The sequence below is a fragment of the Pseudomonas sp. FP2300 genome (assembly GCF_030687595.1).
Lineage (GTDB): Bacteria > Pseudomonadota > Gammaproteobacteria > Pseudomonadales > Pseudomonadaceae > Aquipseudomonas > Aquipseudomonas bijieensis.
In genome coordinates, this window is record NZ_CP117440.1 from 2,370,644 (window position 1) to 2,387,374 (window position 16,731).

At 61.8% G+C, this 16,731-nt stretch carries 14 protein-coding genes; 8 read left to right on the top strand and 6 right to left on the bottom strand.

All coding sequences use genetic code 11. The annotated features are described in order from the left end of the window. Positions 1 to 73 precede the first annotated feature (73 nt). The gene (treS, locus tag PSH86_RS10625) at positions 74 to 3,418 is read left to right on the top strand and encodes a maltose alpha-D-glucosyltransferase (RefSeq protein WP_163854504.1); all 3,345 of its coding nucleotides are present in this window, start codon (positions 74 to 76) and stop codon (positions 3,416 to 3,418) included. Positions 3,419 to 3,429: 11 nt separating this feature from the next. Beyond that, the gene (gene glgB / locus PSH86_RS10630; protein WP_109751739.1) at positions 3,430 to 5,664 is read left to right on the top strand and encodes a 1,4-alpha-glucan branching protein GlgB; all 2,235 of its coding nucleotides are present in this window, start codon (positions 3,430 to 3,432) and stop codon (positions 5,662 to 5,664) included. 250 nt (positions 5,665 to 5,914) lie between these two features. Here the strand turns inward: glgB and gudD are convergent, their stop codons facing one another. Together gudD and PSH86_RS10640 are read right to left on the bottom strand one after the other, a co-directional pair. Continuing rightward, a complete protein-coding gene (gudD, locus tag PSH86_RS10635) occupies positions 5,915 to 7,258 on the bottom strand; it encodes a glucarate dehydratase (RefSeq protein WP_305489611.1) in 1,344 nt (447 codons plus the stop codon). 29 nt (positions 7,259 to 7,287) lie between these two features. Beyond that, positions 7,288 to 8,634 carry an MFS transporter gene (locus tag PSH86_RS10640; protein WP_109751742.1) on the bottom strand — a complete coding sequence of 449 codons (1,347 nt, stop codon included), beginning with the start codon at positions 8,632 to 8,634 and terminating at the stop codon, positions 7,288 to 7,290. A gap of 336 nt (positions 8,635 to 8,970) precedes the next feature. Between PSH86_RS10640 and PSH86_RS10645 the strand changes: the two genes are divergently transcribed. Beyond that, on the top strand, positions 8,971 to 9,684 hold the full coding sequence (locus PSH86_RS10645; protein ID WP_116831964.1) for a FadR/GntR family transcriptional regulator: 714 nt from the start codon (positions 8,971 to 8,973) through the stop codon (positions 9,682 to 9,684). Between the two features lie 248 nt (positions 9,685 to 9,932). On the opposite strand, the gene PSH86_RS10650 is transcribed toward PSH86_RS10645, so the two are convergent. From PSH86_RS10650 to PSH86_RS10660, 3 genes are read right to left on the bottom strand one after another with little or no spacing between them, the layout of a single operon-like run. Next, a complete protein-coding gene (locus PSH86_RS10650) occupies positions 9,933 to 11,114 on the bottom strand; it encodes an acetyl-CoA C-acetyltransferase (RefSeq protein ID WP_109751744.1) in 1,182 nt (393 codons plus the stop codon). 11 nt (positions 11,115 to 11,125) lie between these two features. Continuing rightward, positions 11,126 to 11,791, bottom strand: coding sequence for a CoA transferase subunit B (locus tag PSH86_RS10655; RefSeq protein ID WP_003180355.1), 666 nt, complete (start codon positions 11,789 to 11,791; stop codon positions 11,126 to 11,128). Between the two features lie 35 nt (positions 11,792 to 11,826). After that, positions 11,827 to 12,525 (bottom strand): CoA transferase subunit A, encoded by a 699-nt coding sequence (locus PSH86_RS10660; RefSeq protein ID WP_003200117.1) that lies wholly within the window; start codon positions 12,523 to 12,525, stop codon positions 11,827 to 11,829. Positions 12,526 to 12,667: 142 nt separating this feature from the next. On the opposite strand from PSH86_RS10660, the gene PSH86_RS10665 reads away from it, so the two are divergent. Next, positions 12,668 to 13,570 carry a LysR family transcriptional regulator gene (locus PSH86_RS10665; RefSeq protein ID WP_116831966.1) on the top strand — a complete coding sequence of 301 codons (903 nt, stop codon included), beginning with the start codon at positions 12,668 to 12,670 and terminating at the stop codon, positions 13,568 to 13,570. Between the two features lie 120 nt (positions 13,571 to 13,690). Here the strand turns inward: PSH86_RS10665 and PSH86_RS10670 are convergent, their stop codons facing one another. After that, positions 13,691 to 14,530 carry an NAD-dependent protein deacetylase gene (locus PSH86_RS10670; RefSeq protein WP_305489615.1) on the bottom strand — a complete coding sequence of 280 codons (840 nt, stop codon included), beginning with the start codon at positions 14,528 to 14,530 and terminating at the stop codon, positions 13,691 to 13,693. 194 nt (positions 14,531 to 14,724) lie between these two features. Here PSH86_RS10670 and PSH86_RS10675 point away from each other — a divergent pair, with 194 nt between their 5' ends. From PSH86_RS10675 to PSH86_RS10690, 4 genes are all read left to right on the top strand, one after another. After that, positions 14,725 to 15,234, top strand: a complete 510-nt coding sequence (locus PSH86_RS10675; protein WP_116831968.1) for a ferritin-like domain-containing protein — start codon at positions 14,725 to 14,727, stop codon at positions 15,232 to 15,234. Positions 15,235 to 15,236: 2 nt separating this feature from the next. Then, a complete protein-coding gene (locus PSH86_RS10680; protein ID WP_178082447.1) occupies positions 15,237 to 15,569 on the top strand; it encodes a hypothetical protein in 333 nt (110 codons plus the stop codon). A 30-nt stretch (positions 15,570 to 15,599) separates the two neighbouring features. Beyond that, positions 15,600 to 15,848: a metallothionein gene (locus PSH86_RS10685; protein WP_116831969.1), complete on the top strand. Its 249-nt coding sequence runs from the start codon at positions 15,600 to 15,602 to the stop codon at positions 15,846 to 15,848. Positions 15,849 to 16,279: 431 nt separating this feature from the next. Further along, positions 16,280 to 16,657: a general stress protein gene (locus tag PSH86_RS10690; RefSeq protein WP_116831970.1), complete on the top strand. Its 378-nt coding sequence runs from the start codon at positions 16,280 to 16,282 to the stop codon at positions 16,655 to 16,657. Positions 16,658 to 16,731 lie beyond the last annotated feature (74 nt).

The window sequence follows — 16,731 nt, forward strand, 5'->3', positions numbered from 1 at the left end:
TGAATCCCCTCGCCACAAAAAGACCTCACAAGCCTGTATCCCGCGGCTTTATTGAATTCATCAGGAGTTGCAAATGGCGAAGAAACCCCGGTCTGCCACCTTTATCAAAGACCCGCTCTGGTACAAGGACGCGGTGATTTACCAGGTCCACGTAAAATCCTATTTCGACTCCAATAACGACGGGATCGGTGACTTTCCCGGCCTGATCGAGAAACTCGACTACATTGCCGACTTGGGCGTCAACACCATCTGGCTGCTGCCGTTCTATCCTTCGCCCCGGCGCGATGACGGTTATGACATTGCCGAATACCGTGGCGTCAGCGCCGACTACGGGACCATGGCCGATGCGCGGCGCTTCATTGCCGAAGCCCACAAGCGCAACCTGCGGGTGATCACCGAGCTGGTCATCAACCACACCTCGGACCAACACCCCTGGTTCCAACGCGCGCGCAAGGCCAAGCCGGGTTCGAAGGCGCGGGACTTCTACGTCTGGTCCGATGACGACCACAAGTACGACGGCACGCGGATCATTTTCCTCGACACCGAGAAGTCCAACTGGACCTGGGATCCGGTGGCGGGCCAGTACTTCTGGCACCGTTTCTATTCCCACCAGCCCGACCTCAATTTCGACAACCCGCAAGTGATCAAGGCGGTGTTGTCGGTGATGCGCTACTGGCTGGACATGGGCATCGACGGCCTGCGCCTGGACGCCATCCCGTACCTGATCGAGCGCGACGGCACCAATAACGAAAACCTGCCCGAGACCCATGACGTCCTGAAGCTGATCCGCGCCGAGATCGACGCCAACTACCCCGACCGCATGTTGCTGGCCGAAGCCAACCAGTGGCCGGAAGACACGCAGTTGTACTTCGGTGATGTCGACGCCCAAGGGCTCAACGGTGACGAATGCCACATGGCCTTCCATTTTCCGCTGATGCCACGCATGTACATGGCGCTGGCCCAGGAAGATCGCTTCCCGATCACCGACATCCTGCGCCAGACTCCAGAGATTCCCGCCAACTGCCAGTGGGCGATTTTCCTGCGCAACCATGATGAGCTGACTCTGGAAATGGTCACCGACAAGGAGCGCGACTACCTGTGGAACTATTATGCGGCTGACCGCCGGGCGCGTATCAACCTGGGCATTCGCCGGCGCTTGGCGCCGTTGGTGGAGCGCGATCGTCGACGCGTAGAGCTGCTCAACAGCCTGCTGCTGTCGATGCCCGGCACGCCGACGCTGTACTACGGCGATGAAATCGGCATGGGCGACAACATCTACCTGGGCGACCGCGATGGCGTGCGTACGCCGATGCAGTGGTCCATCGACCGCAACGGCGGTTTCTCCCGCGCCGATCCGGCCAGCCTGGTGCTGCCGCCGATCATGGACCCGCTGTATGGCTACCAGTCGGTCAACGTCGAGACCCAGGCCGGCGATCCGCACTCGCTGCTCAACTGGAACCGACGCATGCTGGCGGTGCGCAAACAGTCCAAGGCCTTCGGTCGTGGCACATTGAAAATGCTCTCGCCGAGCAATCGCCGGATCCTGGCCTATACCCGCGAATACACCGGCCCCGACGGCAAGCACGAAATCATCCTGTGCGTGGCCAACGTGTCCCGCAGCGCCCAGGCCGCCGAACTGGACCTGTCGGCCTACGCCGGCATGGTCCCGGTGGAAATGCTGGGCGGTAATGCCTTCCCACCGATCGGTCAGTTGAACTTCCTGCTGACCCTGGCGCCGTACGGCTTCTATTGGTTCGCCCTGGCGGCAGAAAACCAGATGCCGAGCTGGCACGTGGAACCGGCCCAGAGCCTGCCGGACTTCACCACCCTGGTGCTGAAAAAACGCCTGGAGGAATTGCTCGAGGCGCCATCGCGCACCACCTTGGAGCAAACCATCCTGCCGAGCTGGTTGCAGAACCGGCGCTGGTTCGCCGGCAAGGACAGTGCGATCGAGAAGGTGGAGATTGTCTATGGCGTGCGCTTCGGTGATCCGCAGCATCCGGTGTTGCTCAGCGAAATCGACGTCACCAGCGCTGGCCAGACCCTGCGCTATCAACTGCCGTTCGGCCTGCTGCCTGAAGACCAGGTGGGCGCGGCGTTGCCGCAACAATTGGCGTTGTCCCGTGTACGTCGGGTTCGCCAGGTCGGTCTGATCACCGATGCGTTCAGCCTGGAGCATTTCATACGCGCCGTGCTGCAAGGCATGCAGGCCGGTACGGTACTGCCATGCACCGAAGGTGAATTGCGGTTCGAGCCCACCGAAGGCTTGACCGCGTTGAACCTTGGGGCCGAGCCGGAGGTTCGCTACCTGTCCGCCGAACAATCCAACAGTTCGGTGGTGGTGGGGGGCAGCCTGGTACTCAAGCTGATCCGCAAGGTCGCTTCAGGTGTACACCCGGAACTGGAAATGAGCGCCTATCTCACCGCTGCCGGCTTCGGCAACATCTCACCGTTGCTGGGCTCGGTGGTTCGCCGCGACGCCCAGGGTGAGGATTCGTTGCTGATGATCGCCCAGGGTTACTTGAGCAATCAGGGCGATGCCTGGGAATGGACCCAGAATAACCTCGAGCGCGCTTTGCGCGATGAGCTGGCGGACGCGGTGTCCGAGCAGGAGCAACATTACAACGCCCTGGGCGAACTCAAGGACTTCGCCGGCATGCTCGGCCAGCGCCTGGGGGAAATGCACCAGTTGCTGGCCCAGGCCACCGACAACCCGGACTTCGCGCCGCTGACCACCAACGCCAAGGAAACCCAGGCCATCGGCAAGGATGTGGCCGCCCAAGTGGAAAATGCCTTGCGCCTGCTCAAGCAGAACCAGGGCCAATTGAATCCTGTGGACCAGGCCATGGTCGCACGCTTGCTGGAGCACAAGAAAACCATCCTGGCCCATGTCCAGGAGCTGGCTGGCAAGGCCGTCGGCGGCTTGCGCATCCGCGTCCATGGCGACCTGCACCTGGGTCAGGTGCTGGTGATCAAGGGCGATGCCTACCTGATCGACTTCGAAGGTGAGCCGGCGCGACCATTGCATGAACGACGGGGCAAGCACAGCCCGTACAAGGACGTCAGTGGCGTGCTGCGCTCCTTCGATTATGCGGCGGCCATGGCGATCCACTTGCACACCGTCGACAGTACGGCCGATGCCGATGCGGCGCGGCAACGGGTCGCCGATCGTTATTTGAAAGAGGCTCGCCAGGCATTTGTCGAGGCATATCGGCTGGCGGCAGCTAGTCTTGCCCATGAGTGGAAGGATGCTGAAGGCGAAGACGCCGCGCTGGCGTTGTTCGGCCTGGAGAAGGCGGCCTATGAAGTGGCCTATGAAGCCGAGAATCGCCCCACCTGGCTGCCCGTGCCGTTGCATGGTCTGGTCGGGTTGTTAAGTGGGCTGCAACCCTTTTCCGACGTAGCCGGACCGATTTAGTGGAGAGAATCATGAGTGTCTCGAACAAAGAACCCCAGGGGCAGGCCAAGGAGTCATTGCTGCCGGCCCCCCATGACATCGACGCGCTGGTGCGTGCCGAACATCACGACCCGTTTTCCATCCTCGGCCCCCATGGCGACGGTGCCGGCGGGCAATTCATCCGCGCTTACTTGCCCGGTGCGCTGAGCGTGCAGGTGCTCGCCCGTGACGGCGGTGAAGAGCTCGGTGAGCTGCAACAGACCGAAACCCCGGGCCTGTTCGTCGGCCATTTCGATCATGCCCAGGCGTACTTGCTGCGCACCCGTTGGGCCGGCGGCGAGCAGGTGGCCGAAGACCCCTACAGCTTCGGTCCGTTGCTGGGGGAGATGGATCTCTACCTGTTTGGCGAGGGTAATCACCGCGACCTCAGTTCCTGCCTCGGTGCGCAACTGACCACCGTCGATGGTGTCGACGGCGTGCGCTTCGCGGTCTGGGCGCCGAACGCCCGGCGCGTTTCGGTGGTCGGGGATTTCAACGTCTGGGACGGGCGTCGGCATCCGATGCGCATCCGCTATCCATCCGGCGTGTGGGAGTTGTTCATTCCGCGGCTCGGTGCGGGCGAAGGCTACAAATATGAAATCCTCGGTGCCCACGGCATCCTGCCACTCAAGGCCGACCCGGTGGCCCTGGCCACGCAGATGCCGCCAGACACGGCGTCGAAAGTCGCCGCGCCCTTGAAGATCGAGTGGCAGGACGATGAGTGGATGCAGCACCGTCGCGAGCGCCAGCTCCCGGGTGCGCCGCTGTCGATCTACGAATTGCACGCCGGTTCCTGGCAGTGCGAAATCGACGAGGCGGGGGAGGTGGCCCGGCAATACAACTGGCATGAACTGGCCGAGCGCCTGATCCCGTACGTCAAGGACCTGGGGTTCACCCACATCGAGCTGATGCCGATCATGGAGCATCCATTCGGTGGCTCCTGGGGCTATCAGCCGCTGTCACAATTCGCGCCGACGGCACGCTTTGGCTCGCCGGACGATTTCGCGGCGTTCGTCAACGCCTGCCACCAGGCCGATATCGGGATCATCCTCGACTGGGTGCCGGCGCATTTCCCCACTGACACCCACGGCCTGGCCCAGTTCGATGGCACCGCGCTGTACGAATACGGCAACCCGCTGGAAGGCTTCCACCAGGATTGGGACACGCTGATCTACAACCTGGGCCGCACCGAAGTCCACGGTTTCATGCTGGCGTCGGCGCTGCACTGGCTCAAGCATTTCCACATCGATGGCCTGCGGGTGGATGCCGTGGCCTCGATGTTGTACCGCGACTATTCGCGCAAGGCAGGGGAGTGGGTGCCCAACCGCCACGGCGGGCGCGAAAACCTCGAAGCCATCGATTTCCTGCGCCATCTCAACGATGTGGTGGCATTGGAAACCCCTGGCGCACTGGTCATCGCTGAAGAGTCCACCGCGTGGCCGGGCGTCAGCCAGAGTACACAGCAGGGAGGGCTGGGTTTTGCCTACAAATGGAACATGGGCTGGATGCACGATTCGCTGCACTACATCCAGCAAGACCCGGTGTACCGCGCCCATCACCATAACGAACTGAGTTTCGGCCTGGTGTATGCCTGGTCCGAGCGCTTCGTCCTGCCGATTTCCCACGACGAAGTGGTCCATGGCAAACGCTCGCTGATCGACAAGATGCCCGGTGATCGCTGGCAGAAATTTGCCAACCTGAGGGCCTATCTCAGCTTCATGTGGGGTCATCCGGGCAAGAAGCTGTTGTTCATGGGCTGTGAGTTCGGCCAATGGCGCGAGTGGAACCATGACCAGCAATTGGACTGGTACCTGCTGCAATACCCCGAGCACCGTGGCGTGCAGAGGCTGGTGAGCGATCTGAACCGACTCTATCGCGAAGAGCCGGCGCTGCATGACCAGGATGATGCGCCCCAAGGCTTCCAGTGGTTGATTGGCGACGATGCGCTCAACAGCGTCTATGCCTGGCTGCGCTGGAGCAAGGATGGCCGGCCGGTACTGGTGGTCGCCAACTTCACCCCGGTGCCGCGCGAGGCCTACCGGGTCGGCGTGCCATTCGCCGGGCGCTGGGTGGAACTGCTCAACAGTGATGCCGACACCTACGCCGGTTCCAACTACGGCAACGGCGGCGGTGCCTCCACCGAAGAGGTGCCCAGCCATGGCCAGGCGCTGTCGCTGGAACTCAATCTGCCGCCGTTGGCGGTATTGATCCTGCGGCCGGAGGGCTAGCCACGCAGTCCCCTGTGGGAGCGAGCCTGCTCGCGATGCGGTCTGCCTGAAAAGGTGATGTCGGATGTGCCGCCGTCATCGCGAGCAGGCTCGCTCCCACAAGGAGTCATGGGTGACTCCAAGCTCATGGGCACCATCGACCAAGTGTGGGAGCGAGCTTGCTCGCGATAGCGGCGTGTCAGTCAACATCAATGTGGCTGATCCACCACCATCGCGAGCAAGCTCGCTCCCACAGGGGGGCAGAGTTGTTTCAGCGGACGAGACACGGCCGCTTGTTGTTGAACGTCCAGCCCGGAATCAGGTACTGCATCGCCATTGCATCGTCCCGCGCCCCTAGTCCCATGCCTTTGTACAGCTCATGGGCCTTGGCCAACTGGTCCGTGTCCAACTCGATCCCCAGCCCCGGTTTTTTCGGCACCTGCACGCAGCCGTCCTGGATCTGCAAGGGCGCCTTGGTCAGCCGCTGGCCGTCCTGCCAGATCCAGTGGGTGTCGATGGCGGTGATGTCGCCCGGTGCGGCGGCGGCCACGTGGGTGAACATCGCCAGGGAAATGTCGAAATGGTTGTTGGAGTGCGAGCCCCAGGTCAGGCCCCATTCATTGCACATCTGCGCCACGCGCACGGAGCCTTGCATGGTCCAGAAGTGCGGATCGGCCAGGGGAATGTCCACTGACTGCAAGGTGATGGCGTGGCCCATCTCGCGCCAGTCGGTGGCAATCATGTTGGTGGCGGTCTTCAGGCCCGTGGCACGGCGGAACTCGGCCATGACCTCGCGACCGGAATAGCCGTTCTCGGCACCGCAGGGGTCTTCGGCGTAGGCCAGCACTTTGTGCTGGTCGCGACACAAACGGACCGCTTCCTTGAGTGACCAGGCACCGTTCGGGTCCAGGGTGATGCGGGCCTGGGGAAAGCGCTCGGCCAGTGCGGTGACCGCTTCGATTTCCTCATCGCCGTTGAGCACACCGCCCTTGAGCTTGAAATCCTGGAAGCCGTAGCGAGCGTGGGCGGCTTCGGCCAGGCGCACCACGGCGGCGGCGTCCAGGGCTTTCTCATGGCGTACACGGAACCAGTCGTTGTCGGCGTCCGGTTCGCTGCGATAGGGCAGGTCGGTCTGCTGGCGATCACCGACGTAAAACAGGTAGCCGAGCATCTTCACCTCATCGCGTTGCTGGCCTTCGCCGAGCAGGGCGGCGACCGGTACGTCCAGGTGCTGGCCGAGCAGGTCCAGCAAGGCCGCTTCCAGGCCGGTCACCGCGTGGATGGTGATGCGCAGGTCGAAGGTCTGCAGGCCACGGCCGCCGGCATCGCGGTCGGCGAAGGCGTGGCGCACGGTGTTGAGGATCTTCTGGTACGTACCGATGGGGCTACCGACCACCAGCGAGCGGGCGTCTTCGAGGGTCTGGCGAATGCGCTCGCCACCGGGGACTTCGCCCACGCCGGTGTGACCGGCGTTGTCCTTGAGGATGACGATGTTGCGGGTGAAGAACGGGCCGTGGGCGCCGCTGAGGTTCAGCAGCATGCCGTCATGGCCGGCCACGGGCACGATCTGCATGCTGGTGATGATCGGGGCTTTGCTGGCTTCTGGAGGAGTCATGTGCACTTATCCTTGAACGAATCGAGTAATCAAACGTGGCTGGCGGCAGGGTTGGCCGGCGTCGGTGCCGACTTGGGTTTAGGCGTATTGCGCGCGGCAAACACAATGATCGCGGCAACGATCGAGGTGGCTGCTAGGCCATAGAGGCCGCCCTGGATCGAACCGGTGTGCTGTTCCAGCAGGCCGAAGGTGGTCGGGGCGACGAACCCGCCGAGGTTGCCCACCGAGTTGATCAGGGCAATCACCCCGGCGGCGATCCGGGCGTCCAGGTAGGCCTGGGGAATCGGCCAGAACAGCGACGACGCCGACTTGAAGCCCAGGGCCGCGAAACAGATGGCGACAAAGGCGAAGATCGGCCCGCCAGTGGTGGACATGAACATGCCGGCGGCGGCGATCAACAAGGCTGCGGCGACCCAGGCCTGCTGAAACTTCCATTTGGCCGACAGCGAAGCGAAGGCGTACATGCCGACGATCGACAGCAACCACGGGATCGAGTTGAACAGCCCGACCTGGATGTCGCTCAGGTCGCCCATCTTCTTGATGATGCTCGGCAGCCAGAACGTGGCGGCGTAGATCGTCAGCTGGATGAAGAAGTAGATCAGGCAGAACAGGATGATCTGGCGATCCTTGAGCAACTTGCCGATGGACAGTTTGATCGGCGAGGCGGCTTCGCGCGCTCGTTGTTCATCGTCGATGGTCTTGACCAGCACGTCTTGTTCTTCACGGCTCAGCCATTTGGCGTCATGGGGCTTGGAATCCAGCCAGAACCAGACGAACACGCACAGGCAGACGGAGAACATCCCTTCGATGAAGTACATCCACTGCCAGCCGTGCATGCCCAGGCCGTTGATCTGCAGGAGCAGCCCCGACAGCGGGCCGGAGATCAGCGAGGCAATGGCCGAACCGCTGAGGAAGATGGCGATGGCTTTGCCGCGCTCGACACCCGGCAACCAGCGAGTGAAGTAGTAGATCACCCCGGGGAAGAAACCGGCTTCGGCCACGCCCAGCAGGAAACGCAGGATGTAGAAGTGGGTTTCGTTCTGGATGAAGGCCATGCCCGCTGCCACCAGGCCCCAGGTGAGCATGATGCGGGTCAGCCAGATGCGCGCGCCGATTCTTTGCAAGAGGATGTTGGACGGGACTTCGAACAGCGCGTAGCCGATGAAGAACAGGCCGGCACCAAAGCCATAGGCCGCGGCACCGATACCCAGGTCGTGCTCCATGTGGGCGCGCACGAAGCCGATGTTCACGCGGTCGATGTAGTTGACGATAAACATGATGACGAACAGCGGCAGGATGTGGCGCTTGACCTTGGCGATGGCCGACAGCAGTACCGGATCCGCTCCGGCATTCGCCTTGAGGCTGGATGTGTTCACTGGTTTTTCTCCCACTCGTTATTTTTATGCGGGGCATCGTGCAGGTGCCGATGTTGATAGACATCATACAACTTGATTTTTTTGGATGACAAGCGGTTTTTCAGCATTATTGGATTGGGTGCATGGCTTTTTTATGCCGTATTTGCTGGGTTTTTCCAGTCTTTCTGATTTTATTCAGCGTCTGCCTGGCCTGGGCTAAGCAGTTTTTTGAAAGGGTGATCAGCGCTGAGAAGGACCGATCTTGAGTGTTGTCATACAAGTTGGAGGCGTGACGATGAGATTTCCCACGCCCGCTGGTGATACGATCAGTCAGCCTGTTTTCGAGGAACCCCGGCGATGCCGCAAGACACCGACGCGCCCCTGCGCAAGCGTACCCATAACCTGGCCCATGACCTGGTGGCGAAGCTGAGCCAGAGCATCTTGCTGGGGCAGTTGAAGCCGGGCGAGAAGTTGCCATCGGAAGGTGCCATTGTGCAGGCCCATGGCGTCAGCCGGACGGTGGTGCGTGAGGCGATTTCCAAATTGCAGGCTTCGGGGCTGGTGGAGACCCGCCACGGCATCGGTACCTTTGTGCTGGCGCAGACCGGCGAGCCTGGGCTGCGGCTCAATGTCGACACTGCGGCGGGTGTGCGGGCCATCCTGGAACTGCGCCTGGGCCTGGAAACCCAGGCAGTCGCCCTGGCGGCCCAGCGCCGCAGCGAACGCCAGTTGCAGCAGATGCGCCAGGCCCTGGATGACTATCAGCGCTTGTCCAGCAGCAACGACAGCTGTGTCGAAGCCGACCGGCGTTTCCATTTGCTTATCGCCGAAGCCACGGACAACGCCTGTTTTGTCGAAATCATGCAGCATCTGGGCAGTGCGATGATCCCCAGGACGCGAGTGAATGTGGCCGAACGCGGCCAGGCTGACCTGAGCAAACTGGCGCAACTGGCCAACCTGGAGCACGAGGCGATCTTCAACGCAATCAAGCGCCAGGACCCGGACGCCGCCCGCGCTGCCATGTGGTTGCACCTGACCAACAGCCGTGACCGGTTCGGCGCGGGTACCTGAAGGCTCATCGTCGCCTGACCTACCGCCATCGCGAGCAGGCTCGCTCCCACACTGGATCTGTGGTGAACACCAATCTTGCAACCGCCCGAGATCCCTGTGGGAGCGAGCCTGCTCGCGATGAGGCCGGCAGCCCACGCTCAAAACCGGCGGGCAAAAAAAACCGGCGCAACCGAGATTGCGCCGGTGGTGGTGCCAGCGGTCGTGCGGATATTCGTGGGTCCGCACAACCACCGTTGAACCTGTGTCGGTTACGCCCGCTCCAGCGCCAGGGCCACGCCTTGGCCGCCGCCGATGCACAGTGTCGCGAGGCCTTTCTTGGCGTCGCGCTTGATCATTTCATGCAGCAGCGACACCAGGACCCGGCATCCCGATGCGCCGATAGGGTGGCCCAGGGCGATGGCGCCGCCATTGACGTTGACCTTGTCCATGTCCCATTTCAATTCCCGGGCCACGGCCAGCGACTGGGCGGCGAAGGCTTCGTTGGCTTCGACCAGGTCCAGTTGCTCCAGCGACCAGCCGGCCTTGTCCAGGCAGCGACGGGTGGCCGAAACCGGGCCAATGCCCATGATCGCCGGGTCGACGCCAGCATTGGCATAGGCGCTGATCTTTGCCAGCACGGGCAGGCCCAGGGCCTTGGCTTTTTCCGCGCTCATCAGGATCACCGCGGCAGCGCCATCGTTCAGCGACGAAGCGTTGCCGGCGGTGACGCTGCCGTCCTTCTTGAAGGCAGGCTTGAGCTTGCCCAGGGATTCGGCGGTGGTGCCGGCGCGTGGTTGTTCGTCGGTGGCGAACGCCACGGGATCGCCTTTGCGCTGGGGAATAAGAATCGGCGTGATCTCATCGGCGAACCGACCACCCTCGATGGCGGCCACGGCCTTCTGTTGGGAAGCGGCGGCGAAAGCGTCCTGCTCCTCACGGCTGATGCCGTACTTGTCCACCAGGTTCTCGGCGGTGATGCCCATGTGGTAGTCGTTGAAGGCATCCCACAAACCGTCGGTGATCATGCTGTCGATCATCTTCGCGTGGCCCATGCGCAGGCCGGTGCGGGCGGCCGGCAGTACGTAGGGGGCCAGGCTCATGTTCTCCATGCCGCCGGCGATGATGACCTCTGCGTCGCCACAGCGGATCGCCTGGGCGCCCAGGTGCAACGCCTTGAGGCCCGAACCGCAGACCTTGTTCAGGGTCAGCGCCGGCACCGCGTGGGGCAGGCCGGCGAGGATCGACGCCTGGCGCGCCGGGTTCTGTCCCGAGCCTGCGGTCAGCACCTGGCCGAGGATCACTTCATCGACCTGCTCGCCGGACAGGCCGGTTTGCTCCAGCAGGCGCCGAATCACCGCGGCACCGAGCTCCGGTGCGGGGATGGAAGCCAACGAACCCTGGAAACTGCCGATGGCGGTACGGGTAGCGGCGACAATCACGACTTCTTGCATCGAATCTCTCCTCACTGGGCAGCGAACTGCATTTCAGGCACATGGTCCGGCACGATCAATTTGCCGGCGGTCTTGGCGACGATTTCCTCGACGCTGACGCCCGGGGCACGTTCTTTCAGGATGAAGGCGCCGTCCTGGATTTCCAGGTAGGCCAAGTCGGTCAGCACGCGCTTGATGCAACCGGCGCCCGTCAGCGGCAGGCTGCAACGTGGCAGCAGTTTCGACTCGCCGTCCTTGGACGCGTGGGTCATGGTAACGATGATGTTCTCGGCGCCGGCCACCAGGTCCATCGCGCCGCCCATGCCCTTGACCAGCTTGCCGGGGATCATCCACGAGGCAATGTTGCCTTCCACATCCACTTCGAACGCGCCGAGCACGGTCAGGTCGATGTGGCCGCCACGGATCATGGCAAACGATTCGGCCGAAGAGAAGATCGACGCGCCGATGCGCGCGGTGACGGTCTGCTTGCCGGCGTTGATCATGTCGGCGTCGACTTCGGCTTCGGTGGGAAACGCGCCCATGCCAAGCAAGCCGTTTTCCGATTGCAGCATGACTTCCATGCCTTCGGGGATGTAGTTGGCGACCAGGGTCGGAATGCCGATGCCCAGGTTCACGTAGTAGCCGTCCTGCATTTCGCGGGCGACGCGCTGAGCCATTTGTTCGCGGGAAAGTGCCATGTTGTTATTCCTTCATTCGGGCCGGGGGCAGGGGATCACTTACGCACGGTGCGCTGTTCGATGCGCTTCTCGAACGTGCCGCAAATGACCCGGTCGACGTAGATGCCAGGGGTGTGGATCTGTGTCGGGTCCAGCTCGCCGGGTTCGACGATTTCTTCGACTTCCACCACGGTGATCTTGCCCGCCGTGGCGGCCAGCGGGTTGAAGTTCTGGGCGGTGTGGCGATAGATCACGTTGCCGAAATGGTCGGCTTTCCAGCCTTTGACGATGGCGAAATCGCCGGTGATGGATTCTTCCATCAGGTACTGGCGGCCATGGAATTCACGCACTTCCTTGCCTTCGGCCACTGGCGTGCCGACGCCGGTGGCGGTGAAGAAGGCCGGGATGCCGGCGCCACCGGCGCGCATTTTTTCGGCGAGGGTGCCTTGGGGGGTGAGTACGACTTCGATTTCGCCGCTCAGCAGTTGCTTCTCGAAGAGGGCGTTTTCGCCCACGTAGGAGGCCACCACCTTGCGGATCTGCCGGTCTTCCAGCAGCACGCCGAGGCCGAAACCGTCGACGCCACAGTTGTTGGAGACCACGGTGAGGTCGCGGATGCCCTTGCGCTTGATCTCGGCGATCAGGTTTTCCGGGATACCGCAGAGGCCGAAGCCGCCGGCGATGACGGTCATGCCGTCCTTCAAGCCTTCCAGCGCCTCTTCATAGGAACTCACGCGTTTGTCGAAACCTGCCATAGACACCTCTTTTATTCTTGATGGGGTCGCAATGAGATGCAGTGTTGCGCCAACTCATATATTTGTTAAGTTGATTTTTAGATTGGATTGATTGATAAAACTCAATAGTTCTCCCTTCGACACAACCGGACACCGAGCGCCCATGACCCTTAAGCAAGTCCGCGCCTTCCTCGCCGTGGCCCAGAGCCTGAGTTTCGCCGTGGCTTGCGAGCGATTGCATCTGTCCCAGTCAGCCCTGAGCCTGACCATCAAGGCCTTGGAAGAAGGCCTGGGCGGACGCTTGTTCAGTCGCAATACCCGTAACGTCGCACTGACCCCTGAAGGCGAATCCTTGTTGCCCCTGGCCCGGCGGCTGATCGCCGACTGGGACAATGCGGAGGACGAAATGCGCCAGCGCTTCACCTTGCAGCGTGGTCGCGTGACGTTGGCGGCGATGCCGTCGTTTGCCGGCAACCTGTTGCCACCGATCCTCAAGACCTTCCGCGCCCGTTATCCGAATGTCAACGTCACGGTCAACGATGTGATCAATGAACAGGTGCTGGAAATGGTCCGTGACCGGCATGTCGAATTGGGCGTGGCGTTCGAACCGATGCAGGGTTCGTCATTGGCGTTCACGCCCTTGTATCTCGATCGCTTCGTCGCGGTGGTGCCGCTGGATTCACCGCTGGCCCAGTTGCGTGAAATCCACTGGCAGACCTTGCTGGAACAGCCGTTTATCACCTTGCAACGGCCATCCACCGTGCGTGTGATGCTGGAAGAACATCTGCGGGCTCGGGGCATGAAGCTGCCCGTGGAGTTCGAGAGCCATCAACTGGCGACCGTCGGGCGGATGGTCGCCAGCGGGTTGGGGGTCAGTGCGGTACCAGCGTTGTGCGTCGGCCAGATGCACGAGCTGGGCGCCCGTTGCATCACCTTGAGCGATCCGGTGATCGAACGGGCCATCGGGGTACTGACCAAGCCGGGGCATGAACTGTCGGCGGCGGCGCAGGCGTTGTTCGATACGCTCAGGGATCAGGATCTTGGTGCACAGTTGGCCATACGCTGAGTACCGAGCTTTTGTGGGAGCGGGCTTGCTCGCGAAGACGGTGGAACATTCAGCATTGATGTCGACTGATACTCCGCTTTCGCGAGCAAGCCCGCTCCCACAGGGGGGCTGGGTTGTTCGTTAGAACTGGCGATGTGTCAGTAAAGGCAGCAACTCCTCGCATGGCTCCTCCAGCTTCAAATCCAGCAACTCATCAGCCCGGGTCCTGCCCCGGTTGATCGCCAGCAGCGGCTTGCCCTGGTCCTTGATCGCCCGGCACAGGCGAAACGCCGACCAGGCCATCAACGACGAGCCCACCACCAGCAGGCCTTCCGCTTCCTCGACGGCCCGGGTGGCGCGCGCGGCGGTGGCGGCGGCAACGTTCTCGCCGAAAAACACCACGTCGGGCTTCAACCGCTCGCCGCCGCAGTGGGGGCAGCGGGGTACCTGGAAGCGCGCCTCGAACGCCGGGTCCAGCAGGGTGTCGCCGTCCGGAGCCTGCACTGCATCGACTCCGGCCAGATAGGGATTTTGCGCTTCCATCAACAATTGGATCTGCTGCCGTTCGCTGCGCTGCTCACAATCCAGGCAGAGCACACGGTGCAGGCTGCCGTGGAGTTCGATCACGTCCTGGCTGCCGGCCTGGTCGTGCAATGTGTCGACGTTCTGGGTGATCAGACCACTGATGCGCTGTTCGGCCTGTAGCGCCGCCAAGGCCTCGTGGGCTGCATTCGGCCGTGCTTGTCGCACCCGTGGCCAGCCCAGCATGGCCCGCGCCCAATAGCGTCGCCGCGCCTCGGGTTTGGCGAGGAACTCCTGGTACATCATGGGTTGTCGACCCCGGCGTACACCGTCGCTGTCGCGGTAATCGGGGATGCCCGACGGTGTGCTGATACCGGCACCGGTGAGGACCAGGAAATGGCGCCCGGCCATGTGTTCTCGCAACTGATCGATCGGTTCACGGTGAAGATCGTCGGGCATGTGGGTGTCTCCGCTGGCCTGGAACCGTTGAGGTTAGCACTGCGGTTGTCCAGGGAAAGCGCGCTGACGCCTTTCGTCGCTCAGCGCGACGGTTGCTTCAAACTTTCCCCGGCCCGGCGACATCCACTTCTATGTGCGGTACCTCAGAATCGTCGCGCTGCGATGCAGTGGCGACCACGGCTAAGGAGAAGGGAATGGCAACGCCAAAAGAGAACCTGCTGGACTGGCTCAACGATGCCCATGCCATGGAGCAACAAGCGGAAAAAATGCTCAAGGCCCAAGCGGAACGCCTCGAACATTATCCAGCGCTCAAGGCCCGGATCGAGGAGCACTTGCAAGAAACCCTCGGCCAGCAAAAGTTGGTGGAGCAATGCATAAAGCGCCTGGGCGGGAGTACCTCCACGCTCAAGGACCTGGCCGCCAAGCTCATGGCCTTCGGCCAGGCGGTCGGTGGCATGACGATGAGTGACGAAGTGGTCAAGGGCGCCATGAGTGGCTATGTGTTCGAGAACCTGGAAATAGCCTCCTACACCGTGCTGATCGAGGCAGCGAAAGTGGCCGGCGACGTGGAAACACAACGGGCCTGCGAACAGATCCTGCCCCAGGAAATCGCCATGGCCGAGTGGTTGCGCGAACACCTGCCGGAGATCACCCAGGCGTTCCTCGAACGTTCGGCCAGTCCGCATACCGAGGCTAAGCGCTGAGCATGAAAGAGCATCCGGACGCTTATTTGCGGACACCTGGGGCGCCGCCGAAAAAGGAGAAATACGAGCGGACCACCGGTGAAGTACGCGCCATCAATCGTCAGAGTGCGATGGTGGGCGTGTATGTGGACCAGGAGGATGGCCATACCGTTTTCGAGCTGAGTTCGGCCAATGACATCGATATTGGTGATGTCATCGCGTGGGACAGCGGCACCGCCCTGGGCACACAGCCCTATCACAACTTGACCAAGGGTTGGACCGCTGACGTGTATGTAGCGAATCACGGTGTGGCGGCGGCAAATCTGGAGGTGCAGTTGCTGGCGGGGTCCTCTTGAACGCAACGTCGATCCATTCAGGAGAAAGACATGAGCGAATTAAAGTGTGGCTGTCCCGATTGTCATTGTGATGTCGATCCACAGCGGGTCTTCAATCACGACGGCGAGGCTTATTGCAGCCAGGCCTGCGCCGAACAGCACCCCAACGGTGAACCGTGTCCGGCACCGGACTGCCATTGCGAGCGCAGCGGCAAGGTCGGTGAGCGCGATATCACTGACAATCAACTGGATGATGCACTGGAGGAAACCTTTCCGGCGAGCGATCCGATTTCACCCTGAGCATTCTTGAATCCGGGTCTCGGCGACAGGGGATCCGGACACCGCAAGCCGGTCAGTGTGGTGGTGCAGAACAACACCGGCAGCCCGCGAGTTTTGGCTTCCTGGAACGGCGCGAGGCCAGGGTGACGAGACCGGTGCAATGGGGTGCTGGCGGCACCCGGCCTTTGGCGGACAGCGTGGAAAGACACGCACTGTTTTTTCCGTGGAACCATGTGGGTTTTTCGTTGGATGAAGTTTTAGTGTTAAGGCTGTTAATCGGTCGCCGCTTGTTTAATAGCCTGTTGCAATAACTATCAAGGCTTCGGTGCAAATAGAAGTATTGACCATTCGTCGCCGTTTGACACGTTCTCTTAAAACCTTGGTGGCGTCATGTTTTCCGAATAAGACGAGTCAACGAGACTCGTTGATATCAACTAAACGAGGTGAATGAAATGGCTAACACAGGTAATAACAACCCTGGCAATTTCGCTAACGATCGTGAGAAGGCATCGGAAGCCGGGAAAAAGGGCGGCCAAGCATCAGGAGGCAATTTTGCCAACAATCCTGAGCGCGCTTCCGAGGCTGGACGCAAGGGTGGCCAGGCCTCTGGCGGCAATTTTGCCAACGACCCGCAGCGCGCCGCAGAAGCCGGACGCAAAGGCGGGCAAGCCTCGGGGGGGAACTTTGCCAACGACCCAGAACGGGCTTCTGAAGCTGGCCGAAAAGGTGGCCAGGCCTCGGGTGGCAACTTTGCCAACGACCGGGAAAAAGCCTCCGAAGCCGGCAGGAAAGGCGGCGAAAACAGCCGCGGTGGCGGTCGTAATTCCTAATGTTTCGTAGTCTCGCAGGTCCCGTGCGATTGGGCTGGGACCTGTTTCGGCGGTGATATTAAGTCGGGTATTCA

Coding starts and splice junctions, on each gene's coding strand:
- PSH86_RS10650 (WP_109751744.1), bottom strand. CDS start 11,114: ATGCAAGAAGTCGTGATTGTCGCCGCTACCCGTACCGCCATCGGCAGT.
- PSH86_RS10690 (WP_116831970.1), top strand. CDS start 16,280: ATGGCTAACACAGGTAATAACAACCCTGGCAATTTCGCTAACGATCGT.
- gudD (WP_305489611.1), bottom strand. CDS start 7,258: ATGACTCCTCCAGAAGCCAGCAAAGCCCCGATCATCACCAGCATGCAG.
- glgB (WP_109751739.1), top strand. CDS start 3,430: ATGAGTGTCTCGAACAAAGAACCCCAGGGGCAGGCCAAGGAGTCATTG.
- PSH86_RS10655 (WP_003180355.1), bottom strand. CDS start 11,791: ATGGCACTTTCCCGCGAACAAATGGCTCAGCGCGTCGCCCGCGAAATG.
- PSH86_RS10645 (WP_116831964.1), top strand. CDS start 8,971: ATGCCGCAAGACACCGACGCGCCCCTGCGCAAGCGTACCCATAACCTG.
- PSH86_RS10660 (WP_003200117.1), bottom strand. CDS start 12,525: ATGGCAGGTTTCGACAAACGCGTGAGTTCCTATGAAGAGGCGCTGGAA.
- PSH86_RS10685 (WP_116831969.1), top strand. CDS start 15,600: ATGAGCGAATTAAAGTGTGGCTGTCCCGATTGTCATTGTGATGTCGAT.
- PSH86_RS10675 (WP_116831968.1), top strand. CDS start 14,725: ATGGCAACGCCAAAAGAGAACCTGCTGGACTGGCTCAACGATGCCCAT.
- PSH86_RS10665 (WP_116831966.1), top strand. CDS start 12,668: ATGACCCTTAAGCAAGTCCGCGCCTTCCTCGCCGTGGCCCAGAGCCTG.
- treS (WP_163854504.1), top strand. CDS start 74: ATGGCGAAGAAACCCCGGTCTGCCACCTTTATCAAAGACCCGCTCTGG.
- PSH86_RS10680 (WP_178082447.1), top strand. CDS start 15,237: ATGAAAGAGCATCCGGACGCTTATTTGCGGACACCTGGGGCGCCGCCG.
- PSH86_RS10670 (WP_305489615.1), bottom strand. CDS start 14,530: ATGCCCGACGATCTTCACCGTGAACCGATCGATCAGTTGCGAGAACAC.